Origin of the sequence: Ensifer sp. CCNWLY38, from assembly GCF_037120565.1 — a bacterium.
In the GTDB taxonomy this organism is placed as follows: domain Bacteria; phylum Pseudomonadota; class Alphaproteobacteria; order Rhizobiales; family Rhizobiaceae; genus Ensifer; species Ensifer adhaerens_H.
Genome location: NZ_JBBBBO010000003.1, coordinates 1 through 25,499 on the forward strand (window position 1 = coordinate 1; position 25,499 = coordinate 25,499).

Here is a 25,499-nt window from a genome sequence, read left to right on the forward strand (position 1 = left end):
TCCGGCGCCTACGGCATGGGCATCGATTACGCCGTCACCATGGTTCACAAGGGTGACGAACGCGTCCGCCACGGCAACACGATCGGACCGAACCCGGCGAAGTGATCCCGGTCCGACCAGCGAACATCCACAATCGCTTCGGCATGAATGGCAAGGCCGGCCCCGCAGGGGCCGGCCTCTCCGTTTATGCGATGTCATCCTCAGAAGAAGAGGCAGGAAGCGTCATCTGGGGCGCAAGTCCGCCTTGGTTCTGCGGCCAGGGATCGCGCAGCAGCAGGACGTCGGCTAGGGCTTTGCGGTGGTGATGCATCTTGGGTCACCTCATGTCGCAAGCCCCGTCGCGGGCGCTCGATTGCGACTTTGTCATTAAGGAATGCAACTGCTTTCCAAATTCGATTGACAACCCGGCCTCTCGCGCGCATTTTAGAAAACAATAGTTTTCCTAATTTGGCGAACGGCGTTTTGGACCGCCCCGCCACACCGGGGAAAGGAACCGGCCATGAACCAACACACGCCAATCGCCATCATCGAGAAGCCCGCGCCGACCGCGGAGACAATGCCGACCATTCGGCTCCCCGAGGAACTGCCTGCAATCCCGCCTGCCGTAGCGCCAGCAGCGAACATGCCGGCAAAGCGGTGGCTGCGCGGCCTGTTCTTCGCCTCCGTGGCCGTCGCGGCCCTGGCGACTGCGGCCGATTTCGGGTGGGGGTACTGGACGACAGGCCGCTTCCAGGTGTCGACCGACGACGCCTATGTGAAGGCTGACAGCACGACGATTGCACCCAAGGTCTCCGGCCATATCGCCGAGGTGCTCGTGGCCGACAACGAGCGGGTAAAGACAGGACAGGTCCTCGCCCGCATCGATGACCGCGATTTCAAGGTGAGCCTCGAACGGGCCCTTGCCGAGGTTGAGGCAGCCGAAGCCAACATCGCCAACAAGCAGTCGGCCCTGGTGGCTCAGCAATCCGCGATCGACGCGGCAAGGGCGACTGTCGAGGCCGACAAGGCCGACCAGACCTTTGCCGAACAGGACGACAAACGCTATTCGAAGCTCGCCAGACAGGGCTTCGGCACCATCCAGAATGCCCAGCAGGCGGCCTCGCGCATCACGGCGGCGCGTGCAGCGGTAACGCGTGACACGGCGGCACTTGCCAATGAAACCAAGCAGCTCGACGTGATCAGGGCCGAGGTCGCCCAGGCGAAGGCGGCACTCGACAGCGCCAAGGCGGCGCAGGACCAGGCCCGCCTGAACCTCTCCTACACCGCTCTTGCCGCCCCCATCGATGGCGTGATCGGCAACCGCACCCTGCGGGTCGGTCAATATGTGCAGGCCGGCACTCAACTGATGGCGGTCGTCCCGACGGAGGCGGCTTACATCGTCGCCAACTACAAGGAGACCCAGCTCACCGACGTCTTTCCCGGCCAGAAGGTGACGGTCGAAGTGGACACCTTCCCGGGGCAGGTCTTCGAGGGTCACGTCGACAGCATCGCGCCGGCGAGCGGCCAGGAATTTGCGTTGCTGCCGCCGGACAATGCGACGGGGAACTTCACCAAGGTGGTGCAGCGCATCCCGGTCAAGATCGTGCTCGACCGCGGAACCCCACGATCGGTGACCTTGCGGCCCGGCATGTCAGTCTACCCGACCATCGACACCAACCCGACGGCGACTGAGGTCGCGTCAAAGTCGGACAAGATCTACTAGAGCGCCGTGCGTTCAAGTGCACGCACAAAGGGCGCTCTAGAATTTTGAATCCAGGGCATCTTTCCGCTTCCAGTGATTCCACTTGAGAGCGGGATGCTCTAGGGGGCGATTAGGCGCCCATCTCACCAGCCAGACAAGGCAGGAGGGTGTTATGTCCACCATTGCTGAAACGGTTGCGCCCGGCTCGCTGCCGGCCGCTGCGGCGCCATCGGAAAAGGCGAGCACGACGGCATGGATCGCGGTGCTCGCCGGCCTGATCGGCGCCTTCATGGCGATCCTGAACATCCAGATCACCAACGCCTCGCTGCTCGACATCGAGGGCGGGATCGGCACCGGCGTCGACAACGGCGCCTGGATATCGACCTCCTATCTGATCGGCGAGATCGTGGTGATCCCCCTTACCGACTACTTCAGCCGCGTCTTCTCGTTCCGGCGCTACATCCTGGCAAATGCGATCCTATTCCCGATCTTTTCCGCGGCTTGCGCCTTCGCCCATGACCTCGGCTCGATGATCGTGCTGCGCGGTCTGCAAGGCGTTGCGGGTGGCGTGCTCATCCCCATGGCTTTCACGATGATCCTGACCCGGTTGCCCAAGGCGCAGCAGCCGTTCGGACTGGCACTCTTCGCCCTGTCCGTCACCTTCGCGCCGGCGATCGGCCCGACGATCGGCGGCTACCTCACCGAGAACTATGGCTGGCAGTCGATCTTCTTCGTCAACACGCCCCCAAGCATCATCATGGTGGTTACGCTCTATTTCACGCTCGAGAAGAAGCCGATGCAATTGTCTCTGCTCAAGGAGGGCGACTGGGCCGGCATCGTCACCATGGCGATCGGGCTCTCGGCTCTGCAGACCGTGCTTGAGGAGGGCAACAAGGACGACTGGTTCCAGTCACCGTTCATCGTCAAGCTCGCCTTGATCGCAGCCGTGTTTCTGACCGCCTTCGTCATCATCGAGCTCAAGGTCGAAAAGCCGCTGGTCAAGCTACGCCTGCTCAAGCAGCGCAACTTCGGCGTCGGCGTTCTCGTCAATGTGCTGGTCGGCGTGGCGCTGTTCGGCACCGTTTACATCCTGCCGCAATATCTGGGTCAGGTGCAGCGCTACAATGCCGAGCAGATCGGCTTCGTGCTGGCCTGGACCGGATTGCCGCAGCTCCTCATCATTCCGCTCGTGCCGGCACTGATGAAGCGGTTCGACGCGCGCTACGTCGGCTTCGTCGGCATCAGCATCTTCGCAGCCAGTTGTTTCATGAACACGACGCTCTCGCTCGACAGCGCCGGCGACCAGTTCTTCGTGCCCAATATCGTGCGTGCCATCGGCCAGGCACTGGTGCTGACGCCGATCACGGTGATCACGACCGCCGGCATAGCACCTGGAGACGCGGCCGCCGCCTCCGGCCTGTCGAACATGCTGCGCAATCTCGGCGGCGCCGTTGGAACGGCCACGCTCGCGACCGTGCTGACCAAGCGGGAGCAGTTCCATTCCAACATCATCGGCCAGTCCGTCACGCTTTCCCGCGATGCGGTCCGTGACCGGATCAGCGATCTGACCCAGCACTTCATGACGCATGGCGTAACCGACGCCGCCGTTGCACAACACAAGGCGATCGCAGTGATCGGCGCGACGGTTCGCCGCCAGGCGCTTATCCTGGGGTTCAGTGATACCTTCGCGGTGATCGGCACTGTGTTGGCGCTCGCCGCCATCGCCCTGCTTTTCACCCGGAAGATCCAGCTTGGCGGCGCAGGTGCGGGTGGCGCCCATTGAAAGCCTGCAGGTCAAAAGACGTGCACTCAGAGGAGGCAGGTTATGAACAGTTTGACGCCCGGTCGTCTCTTTCTGGACGACCTCTTTGTGGGCCAACGCTTTACAAGCGGGACCCACACGATCGACGAAGCACAGATCAAGGCTTTCGCTATACAGTTCGACCCGCAGCCTTTTCACATCGACGAGGCGAAGGCCAAGGACACGCTCTTTGGGGGTCTGGCTGCAAGCGGATGGCACACCGCCGCCATCACGATGCGCCTCAATGTCGAGACCGGCCTGCCATTTGCCGGTGGTCTCGTTGGCGCAGGCGGAGAAATCAACTGGCCGGCTCCAACGCGCCCCGGAGACACGCTGCATGTGGAAAGCGAGGTCGTGGAGATCATACCTTCCCGCTCGAAGCCTGATCGAGGCATCGCCGTCGTTCTCAGCAGCACCATCAACCAGCACGGTGAGGTGGTGCAGAACCTGAAGGCCAAACTCGTCCTCCAGCGAAAAGCGGCGGGTTGACGCCGATTTAGTCCGAATAGATGCAAGGGCGGGCGACCTTCATTCCGTCGAGACGAAATCGTCCTCCCGAGAGTTCAGCAGCGCCGCCAGCGTACTGAGGCCAATGTCGAGCTGATCCATCGCCGGACTGGCCAGCGCGAGCCGGACCGCGTTGGGTGCGTGGCCCGGCGTGATCGCGAAGGTCGTCGACGGGGTCAATGCAATGTCGCGCCTGGCGGCAGCCGCAACGAACGTCTGCGAACGCCAATGCGCCGGCAGCGTCAGCCAGAGATGGTAGCACTTTGGGTTGGCCTTGACCTCGAAGCCATGGAGATGAGCGGCGGCCAGCTTCTGCCGCGCCTGCGCATCGAGGCGTTTCATCGTCATGAGCGCGGCAACGGTGCCATCGGCCATCATCCGCTCGGCCGCCGCAAAGGCAAATCCCGTCGCGGTCCATCCACCCGAACGCACAGAGGCGATCACACTTTCCCGTAGCCGCTCGGGCGGCACGATGAAGCCGAGCGCCAGGCCGGGCGCCACCTTCTTGGAGAGGCTGTCGACGACAATGCAGCGATCCGGCGCGAGCGCGGCAAGCGGCGGCTCGTCGTCAAGGAACCCATAGACATTGTCTTCGATAACAGGAAGATCAAGCATCTCGACCACCCGCAGAAGATCGGCCCGGCGCGCCTCACTCATCGTCGCGCCCAGCGGATTCTGGACCGCCGGCTGGATGTAGATGGCCGAGAGATGCGCCTCGCGATGCGCTTTTTCAACGGAATCGGGCCGCACCCCGCCTTCGTCCATCGAAAGCGGTACCAATGCAATTCCAAGCCGAGCGGCAATGCCCTTGACGAAGGGATACGTCAAAGCCTCGACACCGCAGCGACCACCCGCCGGAACGACAGCCGCGAGAGCCGCAGCAATGCTCTGCCGGCCATTGCCGGTGAAAACGAGGTGATCAGGACTGGGCGACCAGCCACCCCTGGAGAGGTGTGCAGCTCCGATGTTTCTGATCGCCGGCGTTCCGATGCTGATCGCCTGGCGCGATGCAACGTCGAGCAAGGCAGGAGCAGCCAACCCCTCCAGGCTTCTTGCGATAAGCGCTGTCTGGTTGGGCAAGATCGGATAGTTGAACTCGAAGTCGGTACGGATACCACGCGGTTCTGTGAGCGCCGCCACGCCACGTCTCACCTCCCCGGAGATGAAGGTGCCCCTGCCCACTTCGCCGACAACCAGACCGCGGCGCAACAACTCGGCATAGACGCGGCTTGCCGTGGATACGGCAATCTTGCGTTCATAGGCAAAGCTGCGCTGCGGCGGCAGGCGGTCGCCCGGCCTGAGCGTCCCGTCCGCGATTTCCGCGGCGATCGTGTCGGCAAGCTTCAGGTATTCCGATCTCGACATTATTGCACCGAGTACAATGTTTCAATTGCACCGAGAATTATATCGGAACATTCTATTCTCATCAAATCCCATTCGCCCGGAACCACGACGGTTTCGCAGGCCCGAGCGCTCTTTTCGAAGCGCGCTCGGGCTGGCGGCATCGCACGCCCGGAGCAAGGGCTGGAAACGAGACAATGCCTGTATTTCTCAACCTACCGACCGCTGTCGCGTTCAAGGTGCGCGCGAATGCGGAGGCACTCCGATGGAACTGACCGTCCCGACGATCCTGGTCGCCTTTGCCGGGGTATTCCTGATCTGCTTCATGAAGGGGGCGTTTGGCGGCGGATTCTCCATAGTCGGCATTCCGCTGCTGTCGGTAGTGATGGACCCGGTCACCGCGGGCGGCCTTCTCGCGCCGCTCTTCGTCGCGATGGATCTGTATGGGTTGCGCTACTTCAAGCGCACCACCTGGTCTGGTCCCGACCTCGTGCTGCTGCTTCCGGGGCTCATGATTGGCATCGCGCTCGGCTATCTCCTGTTCCGCTTTCTCGATCACCGCACCGTTGCGATCGTGATGGCGGCGACGACCCTGCTCTTCGTCGGCCTGTGGCTGGCAAGGGGCGCAGAGGTGACGGCGCGCCCACGCTCGACCCCGAAGGCGATTTCTGCCGGTCTCGCCTCAGGCATAACCACGATGGTCGCCCACTCGGGCGGACCGCCGCTGGCGATGTATCTGCTGCCGCTCGGTCTCAGTAAGGAGGTCTACGCGGGAACGACGAGCCTTTTCTTTACCATCGGCAATGCAACCAAGGCCCTGCCGTGGCTGTTCCTGGCGAAGCCAAACGCCGATCTCGGAGTGCTGATGGCGATTTGCCTGCTCGCCATTCCAAGCGGCGTTACGCTGGGCTGGCGGCTCCAGGGTAGGCTCGACCAGCGGCAGGTCTATCGCGCCTGCTATGGTTTGCTGGTCCTGGTCGCGCTGAAGCTGTTGTGGGACGGCGTTTCCGGCTTTCTCGTCTAATCGCCCGCATTGCCAGGTCACCCAAAAGAGATGGTACGGCCGAGAAGCGTCTCGGCGCTATGGGCATATTGCGCAAGCTGCGCCTGCAAAGCTTTTCACTTTGCGTATTGACCTAAGTTTCTCAAAGGGTTGAAGTGCTCTGGCCATTCAAGCGAGGTACCTCACCCTGCAGAGCAGCGCCCCTTTCACGGCAGCGGGAGAGATGGGTCGGTTGATCCAGTCTTACCGCTGGGACGACAGCCCGCTCGGCCCCATGGAGGCTTGGCCGCCATGTCTGGCGGCTGCGGTCGACATCATGTTGCCGGCGCAGGCGCAGATCGTGATGTTCTGGGGCGAAGAATTCGTGGCTCTCTACAACGACGCCTATGCGCCGACCATCGGTGACAAGCACCCTCGCGCGCTGGGGCGCCCGGCGCGCGAAAACTGGGGTGAACTCTGGAGCGACCTCGAACCTCTGTTGCGACGCGTGCTGGAACGCGGCGAGACGGTGGTCGCGAAGGACCGTCCCTTTTGCATCGAGCGACACGGTTATCCCGAAACGGCTTACTTCGATATTTCCTATTCGCCCGTCCGGGACGAGGAACAGACGGTTCGAGGCGTGTTCTGCATCGTCAACGAAACGACGGAACGCGTGAAATTCGACAGCGCGCTGCAAGCCAACGAAGAACGGCTTCGCGCCATTTTCTCGCAGTCGGCCGCCGGCATCTGCCAGATGGACCTGACGGGCCGCTTCCTCCTGGTCAACAATCGGTTCTGCGAAATCGTCGGCAATAGCGAAGCCGAACTGCTGACGATGCGGATGCACGACATCACGTTTCCCGAAGACGTCGCCCAAAGCGCTCGCCTGTTCAAGACGATGGCGAGCACCGGCGAAAGCTACGAAATCGAGAAGCGCTATCTGCGCAAGGATGGCAGTCTTGTCTGGGTGACGAGTTCGGTCTCCGCGCTTCGCGATGAGCGCGGCAATTTTCGGCAGGCGGCCGCCGTCATCGTCGACATCACCGAGCGCAAGCGGGCCCAGGAGGTCGAACGTCGCCTTGCGGCCATCATCGCATCCTCCAACGACGCCATTCTCGGCATCGATCTCAGGATGAGGATCACGACCTGGAACGCCGGGGCCGAAAGGCTCTACGGCTATTCGGCCGAGGAAATGGTCGGCCGCTCCGTCATGACGCTGGTTCCCGAAGACCGGATTGACGAAGAACCCGCAATCCTCAGGCAGGTCAGCGCGGGTCTCAAGGTCGAGCCATATGAGACCAAACGCCTGCACAAGGACGGTCGAAGCGTCGAAGTCCTGCTTAGCGTTTCGCCGATCTATGACGCCTATGGCAGCATCGTCGGCGCCTCGAAACTGGCCCACGACATAACCGTGCGGAAAGAGGCGGAGCGCCTTCAGACCGTCCTGGTCGGCGAACTGAACCATCGCGTCAAGAACGTGCTTGCAACCGTCCTGGCCATTGCCCGGCAGACTCTTGGTCGCAGCGACAGGACGGACGCCGGAGAGGTGCAGACTTTTGAAGCGCGGCTGGTTTCGATGGCACGGGCGCACGACCTGCTCACCCATGGCAACTGGGAACGGGCGGAGTTGAAGGCGATCATCGACCAGGCGATCTCCCCCTACTCGCAGGAGAAGTTCGTCGTTTCCGGCCCGCCGATCCAGGTTCCGCCGCGGATGGTCGTATCGCTGTCCCTGGCGCTGCATGAGCTCGCCACGAACGCCGCCAAATACGGCGCACTTTCGACCGGGAACGGACGGGTCTCCATCATGTGGTCGCTCCAGACCGGCACACCGACCCGGCTGACGCTGCGCTGGCAGGAATCCGGCGGGCCGTTGGTAGAGCAGCCATCGCGCAAAGGATTCGGCTCGCGCCTGATTCAAACCCTGTTGGCTGCCGAACTGAATGGCCAGGTGGAGATCAGCTACCATCCCACGGGCCTGGTGTGCTCGGTCGACGCGGCCCTGCAAAGTGGGTGGGACGAACCCACCGCACCCTAACGGCGCATTGGTAACCCCCAAGTATCGCGCCCGGTCGCGGCTTACGCCTTGCCGGAGAGCACAAGCACACGATCCAATGCTGCGGCAAATCCCTTGAGCGACACGGAGAACGTCACGTTCTTTTCCGTATCGCTCGCAAAGGCACCGATCTTCAGGGCCGTTCCGCTGCGCAGCAACGCGACCGTCCCCTCGGTAAAGGTCAACGACACGATGCAGCCTATGGGCAGGCAGGTGCGGAATGGCGTCGGCTTGCCGCCGGTCGCCTCATCGACGCCGAGGTTCACGCCCTTTTCCAGGTAGAGGCCGAAGGGAAGCGCGAGGCTCCCCGCCAGACCGGCGTTTTCAGCCGGCCGAAGCTCGAGCGTCAGCACGTGCTGGCCACTCTTGTGAAACTGCTGCTGCGACAGGATGCAATGCTTCTTGCCCTCGGCCTCGACGCAGGCGACGCTCCAGTCCTCATAGGTTTCGGAAAGCTGAGAGGGCGCGGCAGCCTTCCCGGCCGCCGCGTCCTCTCCGTAAAGCGGCGAGATGGCGACGAAGGTCGCCATCAGCACTGTCGATAGCCAGACGAGCCGGCGCATCAGAAGCGCACGTCAAGCTTGGCATCGACCGCATTCTGCGTCGTGCCGGAGCCGAACTGTCCGGTGTAGGTGACGCCAAGGCTCGCATTGCCGGTCAGCGCGAAATCGATGCCGGCCTCGATGATCGCCGCGTCTTCGGCAATCGGCGTACCGGCAACCGAGAAGGCGCTGCCCGTGCCGAAGGCCATGGTCGAGAATGGCGTCGTGTCGCCAAAGGCATGCTGCCAGCCGAGCATGCCGCGCACCTTCGCATCTGTCGCGCCGAGGCTGAGCGGAGCGGAAGCGCGCAGGCCGAGCGTCGTAAACGTCGTGTCGGTCGTGTTGCTCTTGCTCGACAGGGCGGCCGCGGCACCGCGCTCGGTGAAGCCGTCGGTGTGCAGGCTGACATAGGCGAGGTTCGCAAAGGGCTCGAGCGCCACATCAGGCAAGTCGATGCGGTAGCCGACTTCGCCGAACGCCTGGAACGTCCCAGCATCATAGTCGGCCTTCAGCTGATCGGTGAAGCCCGGGAAGGCAACACTGCGCGACGTGTTGATCGAATGCCAAGTGTAGGCAAGGCCGGACCTGAGCGCGACATCGCCCCAGCGACCGCCGCTATAGACGCCCAGGTGGTAGTTGTCGCTGTCACCGCTGGAGGCACGGCTGTCGACGTCGAAGTTCGTCCGGCTGTAGCCAGCCATGATGCCGATCAACGCATTGTCCGAGACTGCCGCATCGAAGCCAGTGACGAAACCGCCCGTCGACTGATCGAGGCTGCCGGCGTTACCGTTGCCGTCGGTATTGGTCCAGGAGCCGAACACCTGGCCCCAGCCGACCATCGCCGGCGGCGCGGCGGGAACGGCGTTGACGGCGGCGACGGCACCGGTCGTGATCTTGTCCTCAGGGCCGTAAGCAAGAACCGGAACGCTCGCGGCGCCGACATCGCCGAAAGCGTCGCGAATGCGGTTGTTGGCGGCATTGCGCAGCAGGCTGCTGTCGTTGATCAGCGCCGTCTGCGCCGAAGCATGGACTTCGCCGGACAGAAGGTCGAAGGCGCGGCGCGCGGCATCGCCGTCCTGCAGGATGAGCGCATTGTAGAGTCCGAGCGACGGGCCGCTTTGGGCAAGCGTGTTCAGTGCCAGTGCCGTCTGCCGCTGATTGCCGGTGGCAGCTTCGCCTTCGAAGACGCCGGGCTCGGGTTCACCGGGCTTCGGTTCACCGGGTTTTGGCTCGCCGGGTTTTGGCTCGCCGGGCTTGGGTTCGCCCGGCTTCGGTTCCTCACCCGGTTTCGTTCCGCCGTTCTTCACCTTGATCTTGAGATCGACCTGCTTCTCCCTCTGGTCCAAGGAGACCTCCAGGAAGGCCGATTTCGAGATCGCTTCGGCGAACTGTCCTTCGATGGCCCGATCGGCCGTCAGGATGGTGTAGGTCTGGCCGGTCTTGTAACTGGTGTTGGCGTCGAGCGCCGTCACTTGAACATTCGTGCCGCTGCCGATCCTGGCGATACCGGTGTTTTCGTTAGTACCTATGCTCTTGACGACGATCCGGTCGGAGCGGCCGTCACCGGCGATATCCGCCTCGTAGATCGAACCCGTCGCCATATCCAGTCGACCCATGATCGTCAAAGTGCCGGTGGAATTGTTGCCGGGCGAAATGATCGCCTTGGAGTCGATGTATGTGTCGCCAACCGTGCCGGAGCCGCCGAGCCTACCGAAAGAGGTCGAGTTCGGATCGCGGATGCGGTTCATCTCGCCGAACACATTCACCTCATTGGTATAGAAGCGATCACCTTGTACCCGTCCCGTCTCACCATCGACGATCAACGTACCACCGCTCACTTCGAACCGGGTCTCGCTGTAGTCCAAGGGGCCGTTATCCGGGTCGTTGTCGATCGTGTCGAGGTTGCTCTTCAGAACCAGCTTGCCACCAGAAACGTTCACCTTGCCGTTGAACTTCGTCAGGTCGCCGTTGACGATGGTTTCCCCGGAGAAATTGCTGATCGTGCCCTTGCCGACGAGCGTGTTGGCAAACTCATAACCCGTGTTCGTGTGGTTGAAATTGACGTAGCCCTTCCGCGGGCCAAAATCGATCTTCGTCGACGGATCGACCGTGCCTGCCGCCTGCGCCTGCCGAGCACGTGGCTCAGCGATATTGTTCAGGTCGACCTTGCCGCCAATCGTCAGGTTGCCCATGCCTTCGTTGCTTACGCCACCGATATCGGAAAGCACGATGCCGCCGCCAGCCGAAAGCTTGGCGCCGTTGGCGACGGAAAGGTTGACCCTTCCGGCTTCGCCGATCGTCAGCTTGTCGGCGACCTTGAACTCGCTGCCGGCGCCATCGACATAGACCTGAATGGTGTCGACGCTCTCATCCTCGCGCAGCACGGCGGTGTTGGTCGAGACCACGGCGCCGTTTTCGATCGTGAGGCTGTCGCCGACCGTGAACTCTCCGGTGTTGACCCAACGCGAATTTTCACCGGTCACCAGAACCGTGCCGTTTTCGAAGTAGGCCGTCTTGGAGTTGATGAGGCCGCCGTTCTCGATCCTGACCGCAGCCGTGTTGAGCGTCAGGGCGCCGTCGGCGACACCCAGATAGTCGGTGGCAAGCATGGAGCCGGCGCCGCGCACCACGAGCGTTCCGTCGCCCTCCTGCAGAGCGCCGACATGGGTCTCCTTGGCGGATACCTTGCCGCCGTTCTCGACGATCAGAGTGCCCTTGCCGCCGTAGATGCCCCCCTCAAAACCGCCGACAAAAAGCACGCGGTAACCGTTCGGATTGGCATCGACAATGTCCCAGGTCGATCCGGAACCGGAGACCACGACCGTACCGACGGAGCCTCTCCCGTCGGCGATGTAGCCGTTGAGGCTCTTGACGACGGCACCATTGTTGATCGTCAGCGTGGCGCCGGCGGGACCGCCGCGGATCACGAGATTGCCGTTGATCGTATGGTCGCTGGACCAGGTCTCATCGTTTGGAACAAGCAGTCCGGCCGCTTTTGCCGGCGACGGTACGAGCGGCATCGCCGCCAGCATCATCGAGACAAGACCGACGCGGCCAAGCGCTGTCGAACTCAGAAGGTTGATCCTCGAAACGTCCGCCTTCGCACAGATATTCAATGTCTGCCCCTTTTCCTTTGCATTCATGGGCGCACAACTCCCAGGCGAACGGTGACGCCGGGAAAGCGCGGTCATGGGCCGGCTATAGCAAGCCCGCGAAGGGGGAGAATTCGGCTTTCTGCAAACGGCAAATTGCAGCGCTGAAGGGCTGTGGCTTTCTGCAAACGGCGTGATTTCGCCGACGAGCGTCAATCGACAAGCTTGCCGACTTCGCGGATAAAGCCTTGCATGGCGCGAACAAATGGCACGATTTCGGCGGATGAAGCAGAGTATGTCGCGGGCGTTCGCCGGGCAACGCTCTCCTTCGGCTTCCTCTATCAATTCATGCAGTTCGTCATCAGCAGCGCGCTGTGGGCGATCCTCGGATACGACCCGATCAAGATCGCGCCGATCACCCTGATCCTGATGTTGAACGGGACGCTGATGTCCTATGCAATGGCGGCGATCCTCTTTCACTTTAGGGAGAGGTCCATTCTCTTCAAGCTTCTGCTCGGCTCGGCCCTGTCGCTCGTGGCGGCAGCCATCAATGCCGGCATCGACTTCCTCTGCCACGGCCTGATCGAACATGGCGACCCGGGCGACATCAACTGGACCAATGTTGGCTACACCATCATCTACTGTACGGCGCTCTTCCACGGATGGGCGTTTCTCTACATCGCGCTTCTCGCCAATTTCGAGCTGCGCGAGCGCGAGCGCCGCCTCGCCGTGACACGCGAGGAGGCACTGGCGGCGCAGATGCGGGCGCTGCGCTACCAGGTCAATCCGCATTTCCTGTTCAACACTTTGAATTCGATTGCCGGTCTGATCGAAGAGGGGGCTTCGACGGTGGCCGGTCGCATGGTGCTTTCGCTTTCTTCCTTCCTGCGCACCACGCTCGAACTCGACCCGATGCAGGACGTCTGTCTGGCCGACGAACTGGCGCTGCAGCTCGGCTATCTGAACATAGAGGGCGAGCGTTTCTCCGACCGTATGCGGGTCAAACTCGACATCGCACCCGGGCTTGAGCAGGCGCTCGTGCCGAGCCTCATACTCCAGCCGCTGATCGAGAACGCCGTGAAACATGGTGTCGGCTGTTCAGCCGGCGCGGTCGAGATCCTCATCACGGCCGCGCGCCGTGGCGAAACCCTCGAGCTTTCGGTCGAAAACGACCTGACGGCCGGGCCGCAGTTGAGCGCCAAAAGGCCAACCGGCACCGGTACGGGGCTCAAGAACGTCGCCGACCGCATCAATGCACGGTTCCCGGAGATGGGCGCCTTCATATCCGGGCTCGTGGCGCCGCAACGTTTTCGCGCATCCATCACCATGCCCCTGCGGATAGCTGGACCCTAAGCCGCCGTCGAAACGGCAAGCCGGCAAAGCCAACAGGCACCCACATTCCGCAAACGGCACAGAATCGCGCAGGAAGCGCCGCGGCTTTCTGCAAACCGCTTGAAATCGCCGACGAACGGCAATCGACATCGGCGCCCGCTTGAACCATAAAAATGGAATGAAACCAGAGGATGAAGCCAAATCAGTGGACGAAAGCGCCCATATCGCCAGCGTGCGGCGCGCGACGCTCTGGCTCGGTTTTCTCTACTGGTTCGTGGAATTCCTCATCAGCAGTATCCTGTGGGGTATACTCGGGATCGATCCGATCGTGTCTGCCCCCGGCAAATTGCTGCTGATGTCCTGTGGCATGGTTCTTTCCTACGGTATCGCGGCGACGATGTTTCGCGTCCGGCACCGGCATATCGCCACCAAGATCGTCGTTGGATTCTCGACCTCTCTCATTGCCGCCTTTGCCAATACCGGCATCGACTTCCTGCTCTATGTTTTATTCGTGCGTCCCGACCCGATCACGGTCGACTGGACGAATACCGGTTACACGCTCGTCTACAGCATGGCGACCTTCGTCGGGTGGTCGTTCTTCTTCGTCGCGCTGCTCTACAGCTTCGAGCTGCGTGAGCGCGAACGGCGACTGGCGATCTCGCGCGAGGAAGCACTGGCTGCGCAAATGCGCGCGCTGCGCTACCAGGTCAATCCGCATTTCCTGTTCAATACGCTGAACTCCATCACCGGGCTGATCGAGGAAGGGCAGACCGTTGCCGCGACCCGCATGGTGATGTCGCTTTCCAACTTTCTGCGTACGACCCTGGAGCTCGATCCTTTGCACGACGTGCGGCTGGCGGATGAACTGGCCTTGCAAGCCGGCTACCTTCACATCGAAGGCGAGCGCTATTCCGACCGGATGAAACTCAGGATGAACATTGCCAGCGGCCTGGAAGAGGCACTGGTGCCAAGCCTGATCCTGCAGCCCCTGATCGAGAACGCGGTCAAACACGGCGTTGGCCGCTCGCCTGAACAGGTCGAGATCGTCATCAGCGCCGCCAAGGTCGGTCAGTCGCTCGAGATTGCCGTCGAGAACGATATCGCCGCAGGGACCGATAGTGGGCGGCGCCAGACCTCCGGCACCGGGATCGGCCTCAAGAATGTCGCCGATCGCGTCCAGGCGCGGTTTCCGGGGGTCGGGGCCTGTGTATCCGGGCTCGTGACGCCAAGGCGTTTCCGAGCCGCAATTACAATGCCCCTGAGGCTTGCATGAACGAAATCCAGACAGTCCCCCTTTCGATCCTCATCATCGACGATGAACCGCTCGCCAGACGCCGCTTGCTGCGCCTGCTCGGCGCGATGCCAGGGGTCGAGGTCTTGGGGACGGCCGGCAATGTCCAGCAGGCCTGCAGTCTCATCGCCGAGCTGCAGCCGGACGTGATCCTGCTCGATATCCAGATGCCTGGCGGCACCGGCTTCGACATCCTGGAGCAAGTGGGCAGCAACGCGCCCGCGGTCGTCTTCGTGACCGCCTTCGATCACTATGCGCTTCGCGCCTTCGAGGCGGCCGCCGTCGACTATGTCACCAAGCCGATCGAGGCGAACCGCCTGCGCACCGCAATCGAGCGGGCACGCGTGGCGATCGCGGCGCGAACGAGCACCGAACGTGTGTTGGAACTCAACGAAACCGTGCGGGCGCTGAGACAGGCGCTGCGCAAACACGAAACCCAGTCGGCCGATCTCTGGATCAAATCCCGCGGAGAATTCGTTCGGATCGCGCTCGACCGGGTCGTGCGTTTCCAGGCGGAGCGCGATTATGTCCGCATCCACATCGAAGGCCGATCCTATCTGCATCACGAAAGCCTGGCTTCGCTTGAAAGCCGGCTCGATCCGGCAGAGTTTTTGCGGCTTCACCGCAGCTCGATCGTGCGCCGCGACTGTATCGTGGGGCTGAAGCAGGCCCCCTTTGCAGCCCTCATCGCCCTTCTCTCCGACGGCAGCGAAATTCGCGTCGGGCGAACCTATGCGCGCCATATCCGGCCGACCACCGGCGAGCGCCCGCAAGCGGACTGAGGGCCTAACCGGGACGCCGGATCCGCGGCTAAAGCATGCGCGCAAAAGTGCGCAGCGGTTTTGCGACAACGACATGCGAAATATTTAAAACTTAAAGCGCAAGGAGCGAAACTGAACGATCGCGACGCGCTTTAGCGCAAAACGCCGCGCAGCCGCGGCACCGCAAAATCCACGAAGGCCCTGAGCTTCATCGGCACGAGACCCTGCGGGAGATAGACCAGCTGGACCGGAAGCGGCGGGTGTTCGAACACCTCCAGCAACGGAACGAGCAACCCTTCCGAAACCGGACGTGCCACCTGATAGGAGAGCACCCGCGTCAGGCCGAGGCCGGAGATGGCGGCATCGACAGCCGATTCCGCCGTGTTGACGATCAGCCGCGACCGGATCGGGGCCGCCAGTTCGCGCCCATCGTCGAGGAAGCGCCAGACATGGGCGGCCGTGACGTTTTCGAAGGTGATGCAGTCGTGCTCGGCGAGTTCGTTCGGATGCCCGGGCGCGCCGTGCTGCGCGACATAGCCGGGGCTTGCATAGACCACGCGGCGGACTGAGCCGAGCCTTGTCGCCACCAGGTTGCTATCGGGAAGGTTGCCGATCCGAAGTGCCAAGTCGATATGGTCGTCGACGAGATTGGCAAACCGGTCGCCCAATGCAAGCCGCATGTCGATCTCAGGATGAGCCTTCAGGAAGTCCACGACGACGGGAAGAACGTGCAGGCGACCGAAGACGATCGGGGCAGAGATCGTCAGGTCGCCCTTGACCGCGCTGTATTCGCCGGCGGCCACCCTTTCCGCCTCCTCGACCCGCGCCAGGATCTCCTTGGCGGCCTCCACATAGGAGCGGCCGGTTTCGGTCAAGAGAATCTTGCGGTTTGTGCGAGTGATGAGCTGGGCGCCCAGATGCGCCTCAAGCTCCGAGACCTTCCGGCTGACTGTGGCAAGCGGCATCTTGAGCTGCCGTGAGGCAGCCGACAGGCTGCCGCTGTCGATGACGGCGAGCAGAACCCCCATGGCGTCGAGGCGATCCATCTTTCCTTCCAAAAAACGGGAATCAGTCTATCGTTCCCGCAGTCTACTGCCAAAAAATGGAAAGTCATAGATTGATCTCGAAGGCGGTTCATCCCGAACCGTCGGAGGGCCGCGACGGTTCTCATGCTCTTCGAGGGACATCTCCCATGAAACTCTATCGCCATCCGCTGTCCGGCCACTCGCACCGGGCTCAGCTCTTCCTGTCGCTGCTCGGCGTACCGCACGAACTGGTCGACGTCGATCTCAAGGCCCGGGCGCACAAGGAGCCGGAGTTCCTGAAGCTCAACCCGTTCGGCCAGGTTCCGGTCCTCGATGACGACGGCACCGTCGTTGCCGACAGCAACGCCATCCTCGTCTATCTCGCCAAGAAGCTCGGCCGCGTCGATTGGCTGCCGGAAGATCCGGCTTTGGCCGCCAGGGTGCAGAAGTGGCTTTCGGTTGCTGCCGGCGACATCGCCTTCGGTCCGGCGGCTGCCCGGCTCGTCACCGTGTTCGGTGCCAACCTGCGGGCGGAAGAGGCCATCGCCCGGGCCCATCGCGTGCTGGCGCAGATCGATGCGGAACTGAGCGGCCGCGACTTCCTGCTCGGCGCCCGGCCGACCGTCGCCGACGTTTCCCTCTACAGCTACGTTTCTGCCGCGCCCGAGGGCAATGTCGATCTTTCCGATTACCCGCAAGTCCGGGCCTGGCTTACCCGGATCGAGCGTCTGCCCGGCTTCGTCGGTTTCCAGAAGACTGCAGTCGGCCTCGCCGCCTGACGAACCGGCCCCGGGGCGGCCACACTGCCCCGGGCCTCACCCCAACGAGGTTTCAGATCATGCCGGACAATGCACAACAGAAGCGGCCGGACTCTCCCTGGCACGAAGGCGAACTCGCCATCCAGCGCAGTCTTGGCGTCGTCGAACGCATGGATGCGACGGGGCGCAATTTCGTCCGCAGCTTCATGCCCGAGCAGCACCAGCAGTTTTTCCCGATGCTGCCCTTCGCCGTCTTCGGTGCGATCGATGCGAAGGGTGACGTCTGGGCGACGATGCGCGCGGCGGCCCCCGGCTTCATGCAGGCGCCCGACGCCTGGACCCTCGACGTACGGCTGCCCCGTGATCCAGATGATCCGGCGGATGCCGGCATGGGCGACGCACATTCGATCGGTATGCTCGGCATCCAGCTCGAAACCCGGCGCCGAAACCGGCTCAACGGCGCGATCCTGCGCGACGGCGACGACGGTTTCACCATTCGCGTGCGCCAGAGCTTCGGCAACTGCCCGCAATATATCCAGCTTCGGCAATTCGCTTTTTCCCGTGAACCGCACGAACCGTCAGCAGAACGGCCGGTCCGCTACGCGGCCCTCGACGATCGCGCCCGGGCGATCATCGCCAATGCCGACACCTTCTTCGTCGCCTCCTATGTCGACCGCGATACCGGCGAACGGCAGGTCGATGTCTCCCATCGCGGCGGCAAGGCCGGCTTTGTGCAAATCGGCGAAGACGACGTTCTGACGATCCCCGATTTCTCCGGCAATCTGTTCTTCAACACGCTCGGCAACTTCATGGTCAATCCGCGCGCCGGCCTGCTGTTCGTCGACTTTGCGACCGGCGACATGCTGCAGCTGACCGGCAGCGCCGAGGTCATCCTGTCTTCGCCCGAAGTCGCCGCATTCCAGGGCGCAGAACGCCTGTGGCGGTTCCGGCCCGAACAGGTCGTTTATCGCCGGGATGGTCTGCCGCTTCGCTGGGCTTTCGAGGATGGCGGTTGGTCGCCCAGCCTGCTGACAACGGGCGACTGGGGACAGGCGAAGGTACGCCTGCAGGCCGCGGCCCTTGCCGAGGCGTGGCGCCCTTTTCGCGTGGCGCGCGTCGAAGAGGAGAGCACGACGATCCGCTCGCTCTACCTCGCGCCCGACGACGACGTCGGCCTCATGGCACACCAGGCCGGCCAGCACCTGCCGATCCGGGTGAGGACAGACGCAGATGGCAAGGCTCTTGTCAGAAGCTACACGCTCTCGTCCGCCCCGACCGACGCCCTCTATCGCATCAGTGTCAAGAACGACGGCACCGTCTCGCAATACCTGCACGGGCTGAAACCCGGCGACCGGATCGAGGCGCGCGCGCCGGCCGGCAGCTTCACGATCGATGGCACCGAGCGGCGACCGGCCGTGCTGATCGGCGCCGGCGTCGGCATCACGCCGATGATGGCCATGCTGCAGCACATCGTCCACGAGGGGCGCCGCAAGCGCCGCACACGCCCAACCTGGCTTTTCCAGGCCGCGCGTTCCCGGGACGAACGGGCCTTCGAGCGGGAGATCGCCGCTCTGGTCGCGGAAGGCCAGGGCAACATCCGCCTCATACGCGCGCTAAGCCAGCCGGAGACCGCGACCGAAGGGCAAGACTATGACGTCGGCGGCCGGATCGATATCAGCCACCTCAAGTCCACCCTGCCCTTCGACGACTACGACTTCTATCTCTGCGGCCCAGCGGCTTTCACGCAGTCGCTCTATGAAGGATTGCGCGGGCTCAATGTGGCCGATGCCCGCATCCATGCGGAGGCCTTCGGGCTCTCGTCGCTGACCCGGCGGCCGGATGGCGGTGCTGGGCCGATCATGCCACCGCCCGCCAGCGCTCCCGTGCACGTCGTCTTCGCGAAATCCGCCAAGGAGGCCCGGTGGCAGCCGGGCGACAGCAATCTTCTCGACCTCGCCGAAGCACGCGGGCTGACGCCGGAATACGGTTGCCGCAACGGCAGTTGCGGCTCCTGCAGAACGCCGGTGCTCGAGGGCAAGGTGACCTACCCGTCGCAGCCCTCCTTCCCGGTGGCAGAGGGCGAGGCGCTGATCTGCTGCGCCGTTCCGGCGGAAGGCGAGGAACGCAAACTGCATCTTTCGCTCTGAGCTCTGGTTCGGCTATTGATGATGCACCACATCATCAGGCAGTCGACGTCGACCGAGCGGGATGCGCCATGAACGACCAACAGATACGCGATATCGTGCTTTGGCTTTCCGAACAGGGCCTGAAGGGACTGGACGAGCCAGAGCTGTTTGCCGGCTTCTGCGAGCAATGCCGTGCAGCCGGTCTTGACCTTGCCCGCGCGCTCGGGCTGATCGACACCCTGCATCCCGAATTCGAGGGCCGCGCATTCCAGTGGAACGACGAAAGCGAAATCACGCCGGAAGTCATCCAGTATGGCTCGACGACGACGGGCGAAGCGCTGCTCAACTGGCAGAACTCGATCTTCTACCACATGCTGTGCGACCGGACGGCCGAACGCCGCATCCGGCTCTCCGCGGATGAAGGCACCACCTACAACATCCTGGACAAGCTGAAAGGCGAAGGTCACACCGACTGCGTCAGCATGATCCACCACTTCACCGACCAGGGCCGCGTCGGCGAGATGGATTGTTTCTATTCCTATTGGACCACGCGGAGCGACAGCGGGTTCAGCGAGGATGACATTGCTGCGCTCCGGATTCTGCTGCCGACCCTTGCGCTTGCGGTGAAGGCCGGCTCATGCGTGCGCATCATCAGCACGCTCGCAGACGTCTATCTCGGCGCCGATGCCGGCCAGCGCGTCGTCAAGGGCAGCATTGCCCGCGGCTCGGCGGAACGTATCGAAACGGTCATGTGGTTCTCGGATCTGCGCGGCTATACGCGCATCTCGGACACCGCCGCCCCCGACGAGATCATCCCGCTCCTCAACGACTATTCGGGAACCGTAATCACCGCCGTTCACGACCACGGCGGCAGCGTGCTGAAGCTCATCGGTGACGGCGTGCTTGCGATCTTCAACGCCGACGATCCGGCAACCGCCTGCGCCAACGCGATCGCGGCGGAACGGCAGCTGCGCCGCATGCTCGCCGAGCTCAACGCACGCCGGCAGGAGGAGGGCAAGCCGACGACCGACGTCTATCTTGGCCTCCATATCGGCGAAGTCTTCTACGGAAATATCGGCAGCCAGACGCGGCTTGATTTCACCGTCGTCGGCCCGGCCGTCAACGAAGTGAGCCGCATTTCATCGATGTGCCGTTCGGTCGAGCGGCACATGATCATGTCCTCTGATTTCGTCGAGGCCTGCCCGCCGGAACATCAGGTTCATGCGGTGTCGCTGGGTCGTTTCGCGCTGCGCGGCATCGCCCGGGCAAAGGAACTGTTCACCTGGGATCCGGAGTTGCCGGTGAATTGAAAAGGCGCCGTTACTGGCTCATCACGCCTTGAGAGACACGCGAGAGGTGGCGGTGCTGCAGCTCGGCCTGAACCTCACCCTGGAAGTCCATTACCTGCCGGCGTACCTCGTCTTCCGAGCAGCCGCAGGCAAGAAGTTCGTCGGCAAGGGCGCGGCAACGGCGGCGCCAGAATTGCAGCGCTTCGGCGCCATGCAGGTCCTCGAGCTCGGCGGCAGCGGTGCGGATGGCGGTCAATCTCCTCGCCACTGGAAACGGAACGATCGTGCTTACATCGGATTCCGTGGCTTTCATTGATTGATTGCCTGCCATCGTCTCATTCGCCCCCTGGAACTTCGTACGTTGACGCGAACGCTTGAAGACGCCCTACGCTTGTCGATATCGAGCACCTCAGATGCCTCCGATGTCCCCAATCGAAGGCGAAGCACTCTGGTGATTCCTGTTCTACGAAGCTTATAGTTAACGTTTCCTTCCCGCCGACGCCGCCAAGCGCGGATTGATCCTTTGCGAGACGGAAGATGTCGGCCCCGTCAAACACACGACACGGTTTTCCGCTTTTCTGGGTTGGTTTCCGGCACAAAACATGACATTGGAAATCATATTTCTGCTGACCCTTGGTCGCCGCCCCCCAGTGAGTGCACGTGCATGTTCAAGCGTTTCTTCGCGTTTTACCGCCCCTATCGCGGCCTGTTCATTCTCGACTTCTCCTGCGCCGTACTGTCCGGCCTGCTCGAACTCGGTTTCCCGATCGCGGTGAAGCTGTTCGTCGACCAGCTGTTGCCGAGCCAGCAATGGACGCTGATCCTCCTGTCCTCGGCCGGCCTTCTGCTCGTCTATCTGCTCAACACCGGCCTGATGGCGACAGTTACCTATTGGGGTCACATGCTCGGCATCAACATCGAGACGGACATGCGGCGGATGGCCTTCGACCATCTGCAGAAGCTCTCCTTCTCGTTCTTCGACAACCAGAAGACCGGCCATCTGGTCGGACGCCTGACGAAGGACCTCGAGGAAATCGGCGAAGTCGCCCACCACGGGCCGGAGGACCTGTTCATAGCGATCATGACCTTCATCGGCGCGCTGTTGCTGATGCTGATGGTGCATTGGCAGCTGGCGCTGATCACGGCTGCCGTGGTGCCGATGACCGCCTGGGTCACCAGCCGCTATGGCGGGCGGATGACCCGAAACTTCCGCAGCCTTTACGGCCGTGTCGGTGACTTCAACGCCCGCATCGAGGAGAATGTCGGCGGCATGCGGGTGGTGCAGGCCTTCGCCAACGAAGCGCATGAGCGCAGCCTGTTCGAGACCGACAACCAGAACTATCGCCGCACCAAGCTCGAAGCCTATCGCATCATGGCCGCGAGCACGTCGCTCAGCTATATGAGCATGCGGCTGACGCAGCTGATCGTCATGATCACCGGCTGCTACTTCGTGCTGACGGGTGAACTGACGAACGGCGGCTTCGTCAGCTTCCTGCTGCTGGTCGGCGTGTTCTTCCGTCCGGTCGAGAAGATAAATTCGGTCATCGAGACCTACCCCAAGGGCATTGCCGGCTTCAAACGCTTCCTCGAACTCATGGAAACCGAACCCGATATCGAGGACCGGCCGGGTGCTGCCGACGTCTCCGGCCTCAAGGGCGACATCACCTATCGCGGTGTCTCGTTCGGCTATAGCGCCGAGAAGCCGATCATCCAGAACATCGACCTGACGATCCATGCCGGCGAGACGATCGCCTTCGTCGGCCCCTCCGGCGCCGGCAAGACGACGATCTGCTCGCTGCTGCCGCGCTTCTACGAGGTCAGCGAAGGTTCGATCACCGTCGACGGCACCGATATCCGCGACATCACGCTGTCTTCGCTGCGCGGCCAGATCGGCATCGTGCAGCAGGATGTCTTCCTCTTTGCCGGCACCATTCGCGACAACATCGCCTATGGCCGGCTTGGCGCCAGTGAAGCGGACATCCTGGATGCCGCGCGGCGCGCCAAGCTCGACGGCATGATCGAGGCATTGCCGGACGGCATGGACACGGTGATCGGCGAGCGCGGCGTCAAGCTTTCCGGCGGGCAGAAGCAGAGGCTGGCGATCGCCCGCATGTTCCTGAAGAACCCGGCGATCCTCATCCTCGACGAGGCGACCTCGGCGCTCGACACCGAAACCGAAAGGGCGATCCAGCAGTCGCTGGCCGAACTTTCCAAGGGCAGGACGACGCTGATCATCGCGCATCGGCTGGCAACGATCCGCGATGCGGATCGCATCGTCGTCGTCGACGGCAGCGGCATTCGCGAACAAGGGCCGCATGAAACGCTGCTCGCCGCCAAGGGTGCCTATAGCCGCCTCTATCACGCTCAGGCAGGCGCCGGCTGACGCGGCCGCGGAGCCGCAGGCATTGCATGCGGAAGGAGGGGGCGATACGAACGGAACACAACGCCCCTACCCTCCGTCCGACAGATCCTTCAGCGCCATGAACACTTCTGATCTTTCCGTCCTCGAACGCGCCATCGCAGCCTTGCCGCAGCACTACCCCGGGCCGGGCGGCGTTGCCGGCGTGGTGAGAGACGGCGAGGTCCTCTTTCGTCACGCCTGGGGCTATGCCGACCTGCGGGCCCGCAAGCCGATGACGATGGCGACGCGGATACCGATCTGCTCGATCACCAAGCAACTGACCTGCGCCGTTCTGCTGGATACGGTCGGCGATCCCGAGAAGCTCGATCGTGCGTTCGACGCCTATCTCCCCTTGCTCGAAGGCAAGCGCCCGACCCCTGCCCATCTCTGCCACAACCAGTCGGGACTTCGCGACTACTGGGCATTGACGGTGCTGCAGGGCGCTAGCCACGACGGCGTCTTCCGCCGCGAGGATGCGCGCCCGCTGCTCTCCAAGGCGCGCTCGACACACTTCGAGCCCGGCACCCGCTATTCCTATTCCAACGGCAATTTCCGCATTCTCGCCGATCTCATCGAGGAGCATACCGGCCGCTCGATGGCGGAACTCTATCAGCGCTCCGTCTTTGATCCCGCGGCCATGCAGACCGCCGCCCTGACTCCGGATACGGGCCTGCCGCCGGACGGCATCGTCGGCTACGAGGGCAACGAGACGACAGGCTATTTCGAGGCGCTGAACCGCATCTACTGGGCGGGTGACGCCGGTGTTTCCGCATCACTTGACGACATGCTGGCCTGGGAGTGCTTCATCGACGGGACGCGTGACGATGCGGACGGGCTCTACCGCCGCCTTTCTGCACCGCAGACCTATGCCGATGGCCGCCCGGCACCCTACGGCTTCGGCCTCGCACACGAAATGATCGGCGATGCCGTCATCAGCGGCCATGGCGGTGCGCTTCGCGGTTTTCGCTGCCGCAGGCTCTACACACCGGCCGAGCGCCTATCGGTCGTGGTGATGTTCAATCACGAAGGCGATGCCCATGCGGCGGCGGTCGCGCTGATGAAGATCGCCCTCGGCCACGAGGATACCGAGACCACATCCGGAAGCTGGAACGCCAAGGGCAGCGGCAGCTTTCTGGATGCGGAAACGGGCCTCGCGCTTGTCACCAGGCCCACCGGATCGTCCCGCGTCGAACTGCGGTTTGCGACCTCTCCCGAAACGCTTTCCGTCAGCGCCGACGGCAGCGCCCGTTCGGCCGCAGTGACGCTGACCGCGCAAGGCGCCTCGCTCCGCATGGAACGGCCTCGCGAGAATCTGACGGTGAACGCTGACCGCATTTCCGGAACGGCGCTTCCCGATATCGCCGGCCGCTACCATTCGGCGGAACTCGACGCCCATCTCGACATCGCTTCCACCAATGGTGTCTTCTACGGTGGCTTCGACGGTTCGCTCGGGACCGGCGCGATGCACGCCCTGCGACCGCTGGCCGAAGACGTCTGGCTTCTTCGCTGCAAGCGCTCGATGGATGCACCGGCACCGGGAGACTGGACCCTGCTTGTCCGACGCGACCAGCAAGGCAACGTGGCCGGCCTCACCATCGGCTGCTGGCTCGCCCGGCGGATCGACTACACGAAGATCGGCTGAAGCCGCGGTCGAAGCGACCGGATCAAGCAGGGGTACGGCGATGGGCCGCACATGACCAGAGACCGGAAGATCACAGCGTGAAGCAGAAGCGACCCACAGCCGCTCGAGATACCGGCCGCCGCGCCGTGGCCGATGCCGGCAAGCGCGTGACAGTTGCCCGCGCGCTTTCCAAGCTCGGCTATTGTTCGCGCACGCAGGCCGAAAAGCTCGTGCTCGAAGGGCGCGTCAGCGTCGGCGGACGCAAGATCACGGACCTTTTACACTGGGTCGATATCGACAAGGATCGCATCACGGTCGACGGCAAGCCGGTGCTTGCCGAAGAGAAGATCTATCTGATGCTGAACAAACCGCGTGGACTGGTCACTACCCGCCACGACCCGGAGGGCCGGCCGACCGTGTTCGATTGCCTGAAGGATATGGACACCGCGTTCCTGTCCCCGGTCGGTCGCCTCGACAAGGCGAGCGAGGGACTTCTGCTCTTCACCAACGACACGGTACTCGCCCAGCGCCTGCTCGATCCTGAAACCCATCTCGGCAAGGTCTACCACGTGCAGATCGCCGGGCAGATCGATGACGGTCAGCTCAGGCAGATGGTTGCCGGCATTGAGGAAGGTGGCGAGGTCCTGCATGCCGCCCGTGCCGCCCACCTCAAGGGCGGCGACAAGAACACGTGGATCGAAGTCGAGCTGGAAGAGGGGCGCAACCGCCAGATCCGCCGTATGCTCGATGCGCTCGGCTTCGAGGTGCTGCGCCTGCTGCGCGTTTCGATCGGGACGATCGCTCTTGGCGATTTGCCGAAGGGGACGAGCCGCAGCCTGACCTCTGAGGAAATCGCCTATCTGAGGCAACGCACGGGTCTTTGACGGCAGACG

General features: G+C 63.0%; 19 protein-coding genes and 1 pseudogene. 15 read left to right on the forward strand and 5 right to left on the reverse strand.

All coding sequences use genetic code 11. The features are described from left to right. The 4 genes and pseudogenes from V7S54_RS07120 to V7S54_RS07135 form a co-directional block, all read left to right on the forward strand. Nucleotides 1–105 (forward strand): annotated as a pseudogene (locus V7S54_RS07120) (hydrolase); the annotation flags it as partial. A gap of 394 nt (nt 106–499) precedes the next feature. After that, entirely contained in the window at nt 500–1,702 is a 1,203-nt protein-coding gene (locus V7S54_RS07125; RefSeq protein ID WP_336408061.1) for an HlyD family secretion protein, read from the forward strand. 151 nt (nt 1,703–1,853) lie between these two features. Continuing rightward, nucleotides 1,854–3,464 (forward strand): DHA2 family efflux MFS transporter permease subunit, encoded by a 1,611-nt coding sequence (locus V7S54_RS07130; RefSeq protein ID WP_336408062.1) that lies wholly within the window; start codon nt 1,854–1,856, stop codon nt 3,462–3,464. Nucleotides 3,465–3,506: 42 nt separating this feature from the next. Next, nucleotides 3,507–3,971, forward strand: a complete 465-nt coding sequence (locus tag V7S54_RS07135) for a MaoC family dehydratase (protein ID WP_336408064.1) — start codon at nt 3,507–3,509, stop codon at nt 3,969–3,971. Nucleotides 3,972–4,010: 39 nt separating this feature from the next. Here the strand turns inward: V7S54_RS07135 and V7S54_RS07140 are convergent, their stop codons facing one another. Next, the gene (locus tag V7S54_RS07140) at nt 4,011–5,354 is read right to left on the reverse strand and encodes an aminotransferase-like domain-containing protein (protein WP_065376764.1); all 1,344 of its coding nucleotides are present in this window, start codon (nt 5,352–5,354) and stop codon (nt 4,011–4,013) included. A 241-nt stretch (nt 5,355–5,595) separates the two neighbouring features. On the opposite strand from V7S54_RS07140, the gene V7S54_RS07145 reads away from it, so the two are divergent. Beyond that, the gene (locus tag V7S54_RS07145; protein ID WP_336408065.1) at nt 5,596–6,354 is read left to right on the forward strand and encodes a sulfite exporter TauE/SafE family protein; all 759 of its coding nucleotides are present in this window, start codon (nt 5,596–5,598) and stop codon (nt 6,352–6,354) included. 202 nt (nt 6,355–6,556) lie between these two features. Beyond that, on the forward strand, nt 6,557–8,350 hold the full coding sequence (locus tag V7S54_RS07150; protein ID WP_442892542.1) for a PAS domain S-box protein: 1,794 nt from the start codon (nt 6,557–6,559) through the stop codon (nt 8,348–8,350). 41 nt (nt 8,351–8,391) lie between these two features. On the opposite strand, the gene V7S54_RS07155 is transcribed toward V7S54_RS07150, so the two are convergent. After that, nucleotides 8,392–8,931, reverse strand: a complete 540-nt coding sequence (locus V7S54_RS07155; RefSeq protein ID WP_234793190.1) for an invasion associated locus B family protein — start codon at nt 8,929–8,931, stop codon at nt 8,392–8,394. Then, entirely contained in the window at nt 8,931–12,053 is a 3,123-nt protein-coding gene (locus tag V7S54_RS07160; RefSeq protein WP_336408067.1) for an autotransporter family protein, read from the reverse strand. Before V7S54_RS07160 ends, V7S54_RS07155 begins: the two co-directional genes overlap by 1 nt. A gap of 201 nt (nt 12,054–12,254) precedes the next feature. Here V7S54_RS07160 and V7S54_RS07165 point away from each other — a divergent pair, with 201 nt between their 5' ends. From V7S54_RS07165 to V7S54_RS07175, 3 genes are all read left to right on the forward strand, one after another. Next, nucleotides 12,255–13,355, forward strand: a complete 1,101-nt coding sequence (locus tag V7S54_RS07165; protein ID WP_234793189.1) for a sensor histidine kinase — start codon at nt 12,255–12,257, stop codon at nt 13,353–13,355. A 157-nt stretch (nt 13,356–13,512) separates the two neighbouring features. Continuing rightward, on the forward strand, nt 13,513–14,607 hold the full coding sequence (locus tag V7S54_RS07170) for a sensor histidine kinase (RefSeq protein ID WP_065376760.1): 1,095 nt from the start codon (nt 13,513–13,515) through the stop codon (nt 14,605–14,607). Beyond that, nucleotides 14,604–15,407 (forward strand): LytR/AlgR family response regulator transcription factor, encoded by an 804-nt coding sequence (locus V7S54_RS07175; RefSeq protein WP_065376759.1) that lies wholly within the window; start codon nt 14,604–14,606, stop codon nt 15,405–15,407. The genes V7S54_RS07170 and V7S54_RS07175 overlap by 4 nt, the downstream gene beginning before the upstream one ends. A gap of 131 nt (nt 15,408–15,538) precedes the next feature. Here V7S54_RS07175 and V7S54_RS07180 read toward each other — a convergent pair whose 3' ends face one another. Continuing rightward, the gene (locus tag V7S54_RS07180) at nt 15,539–16,432 is read right to left on the reverse strand and encodes a LysR family transcriptional regulator (RefSeq protein WP_065376758.1); all 894 of its coding nucleotides are present in this window, start codon (nt 16,430–16,432) and stop codon (nt 15,539–15,541) included. 146 nt (nt 16,433–16,578) lie between these two features. Between V7S54_RS07180 and V7S54_RS07185 the strand changes: the two genes are divergently transcribed. From V7S54_RS07185 to V7S54_RS07195, 3 genes are all read left to right on the forward strand, one after another. After that, a complete protein-coding gene (locus tag V7S54_RS07185) occupies nt 16,579–17,190 on the forward strand; it encodes a glutathione S-transferase family protein (RefSeq protein ID WP_065376757.1) in 612 nt (203 codons plus the stop codon). A gap of 59 nt (nt 17,191–17,249) precedes the next feature. Continuing rightward, nucleotides 17,250–19,316: an FAD-binding oxidoreductase gene (locus V7S54_RS07190; protein ID WP_065376756.1), complete on the forward strand. Its 2,067-nt coding sequence runs from the start codon at nt 17,250–17,252 to the stop codon at nt 19,314–19,316. Between the two features lie 68 nt (nt 19,317–19,384). Further along, a complete protein-coding gene (locus V7S54_RS07195; RefSeq protein ID WP_065376755.1) occupies nt 19,385–20,605 on the forward strand; it encodes an adenylate/guanylate cyclase domain-containing protein in 1,221 nt (406 codons plus the stop codon). A gap of 10 nt (nt 20,606–20,615) precedes the next feature. Here V7S54_RS07195 and V7S54_RS07200 read toward each other — a convergent pair whose 3' ends face one another. Continuing rightward, entirely contained in the window at nt 20,616–20,897 is a 282-nt protein-coding gene (locus V7S54_RS07200) for a DUF6074 family protein (RefSeq protein WP_234793188.1), read from the reverse strand. A gap of 351 nt (nt 20,898–21,248) precedes the next feature. Here V7S54_RS07200 and V7S54_RS07205 point away from each other — a divergent pair, with 351 nt between their 5' ends. The 3 genes from V7S54_RS07205 to V7S54_RS07215 all read left to right on the forward strand — a co-directional run bounded on the left by V7S54_RS07205 (nt 21,249) and on the right by V7S54_RS07215 (nt 25,490). Continuing rightward, a complete protein-coding gene (locus V7S54_RS07205) occupies nt 21,249–22,967 on the forward strand; it encodes an ABC transporter ATP-binding protein (RefSeq protein ID WP_065376753.1) in 1,719 nt (572 codons plus the stop codon). A gap of 97 nt (nt 22,968–23,064) precedes the next feature. After that, nucleotides 23,065–24,627 (forward strand): D-aminopeptidase, encoded by a 1,563-nt coding sequence (locus tag V7S54_RS07210; protein ID WP_065376752.1) that lies wholly within the window; start codon nt 23,065–23,067, stop codon nt 24,625–24,627. A gap of 77 nt (nt 24,628–24,704) precedes the next feature. Further along, nucleotides 24,705–25,490 (forward strand): pseudouridine synthase, encoded by a 786-nt coding sequence (locus V7S54_RS07215; protein ID WP_065376751.1) that lies wholly within the window; start codon nt 24,705–24,707, stop codon nt 25,488–25,490. Nucleotides 25,491–25,499 lie beyond the last annotated feature (9 nt).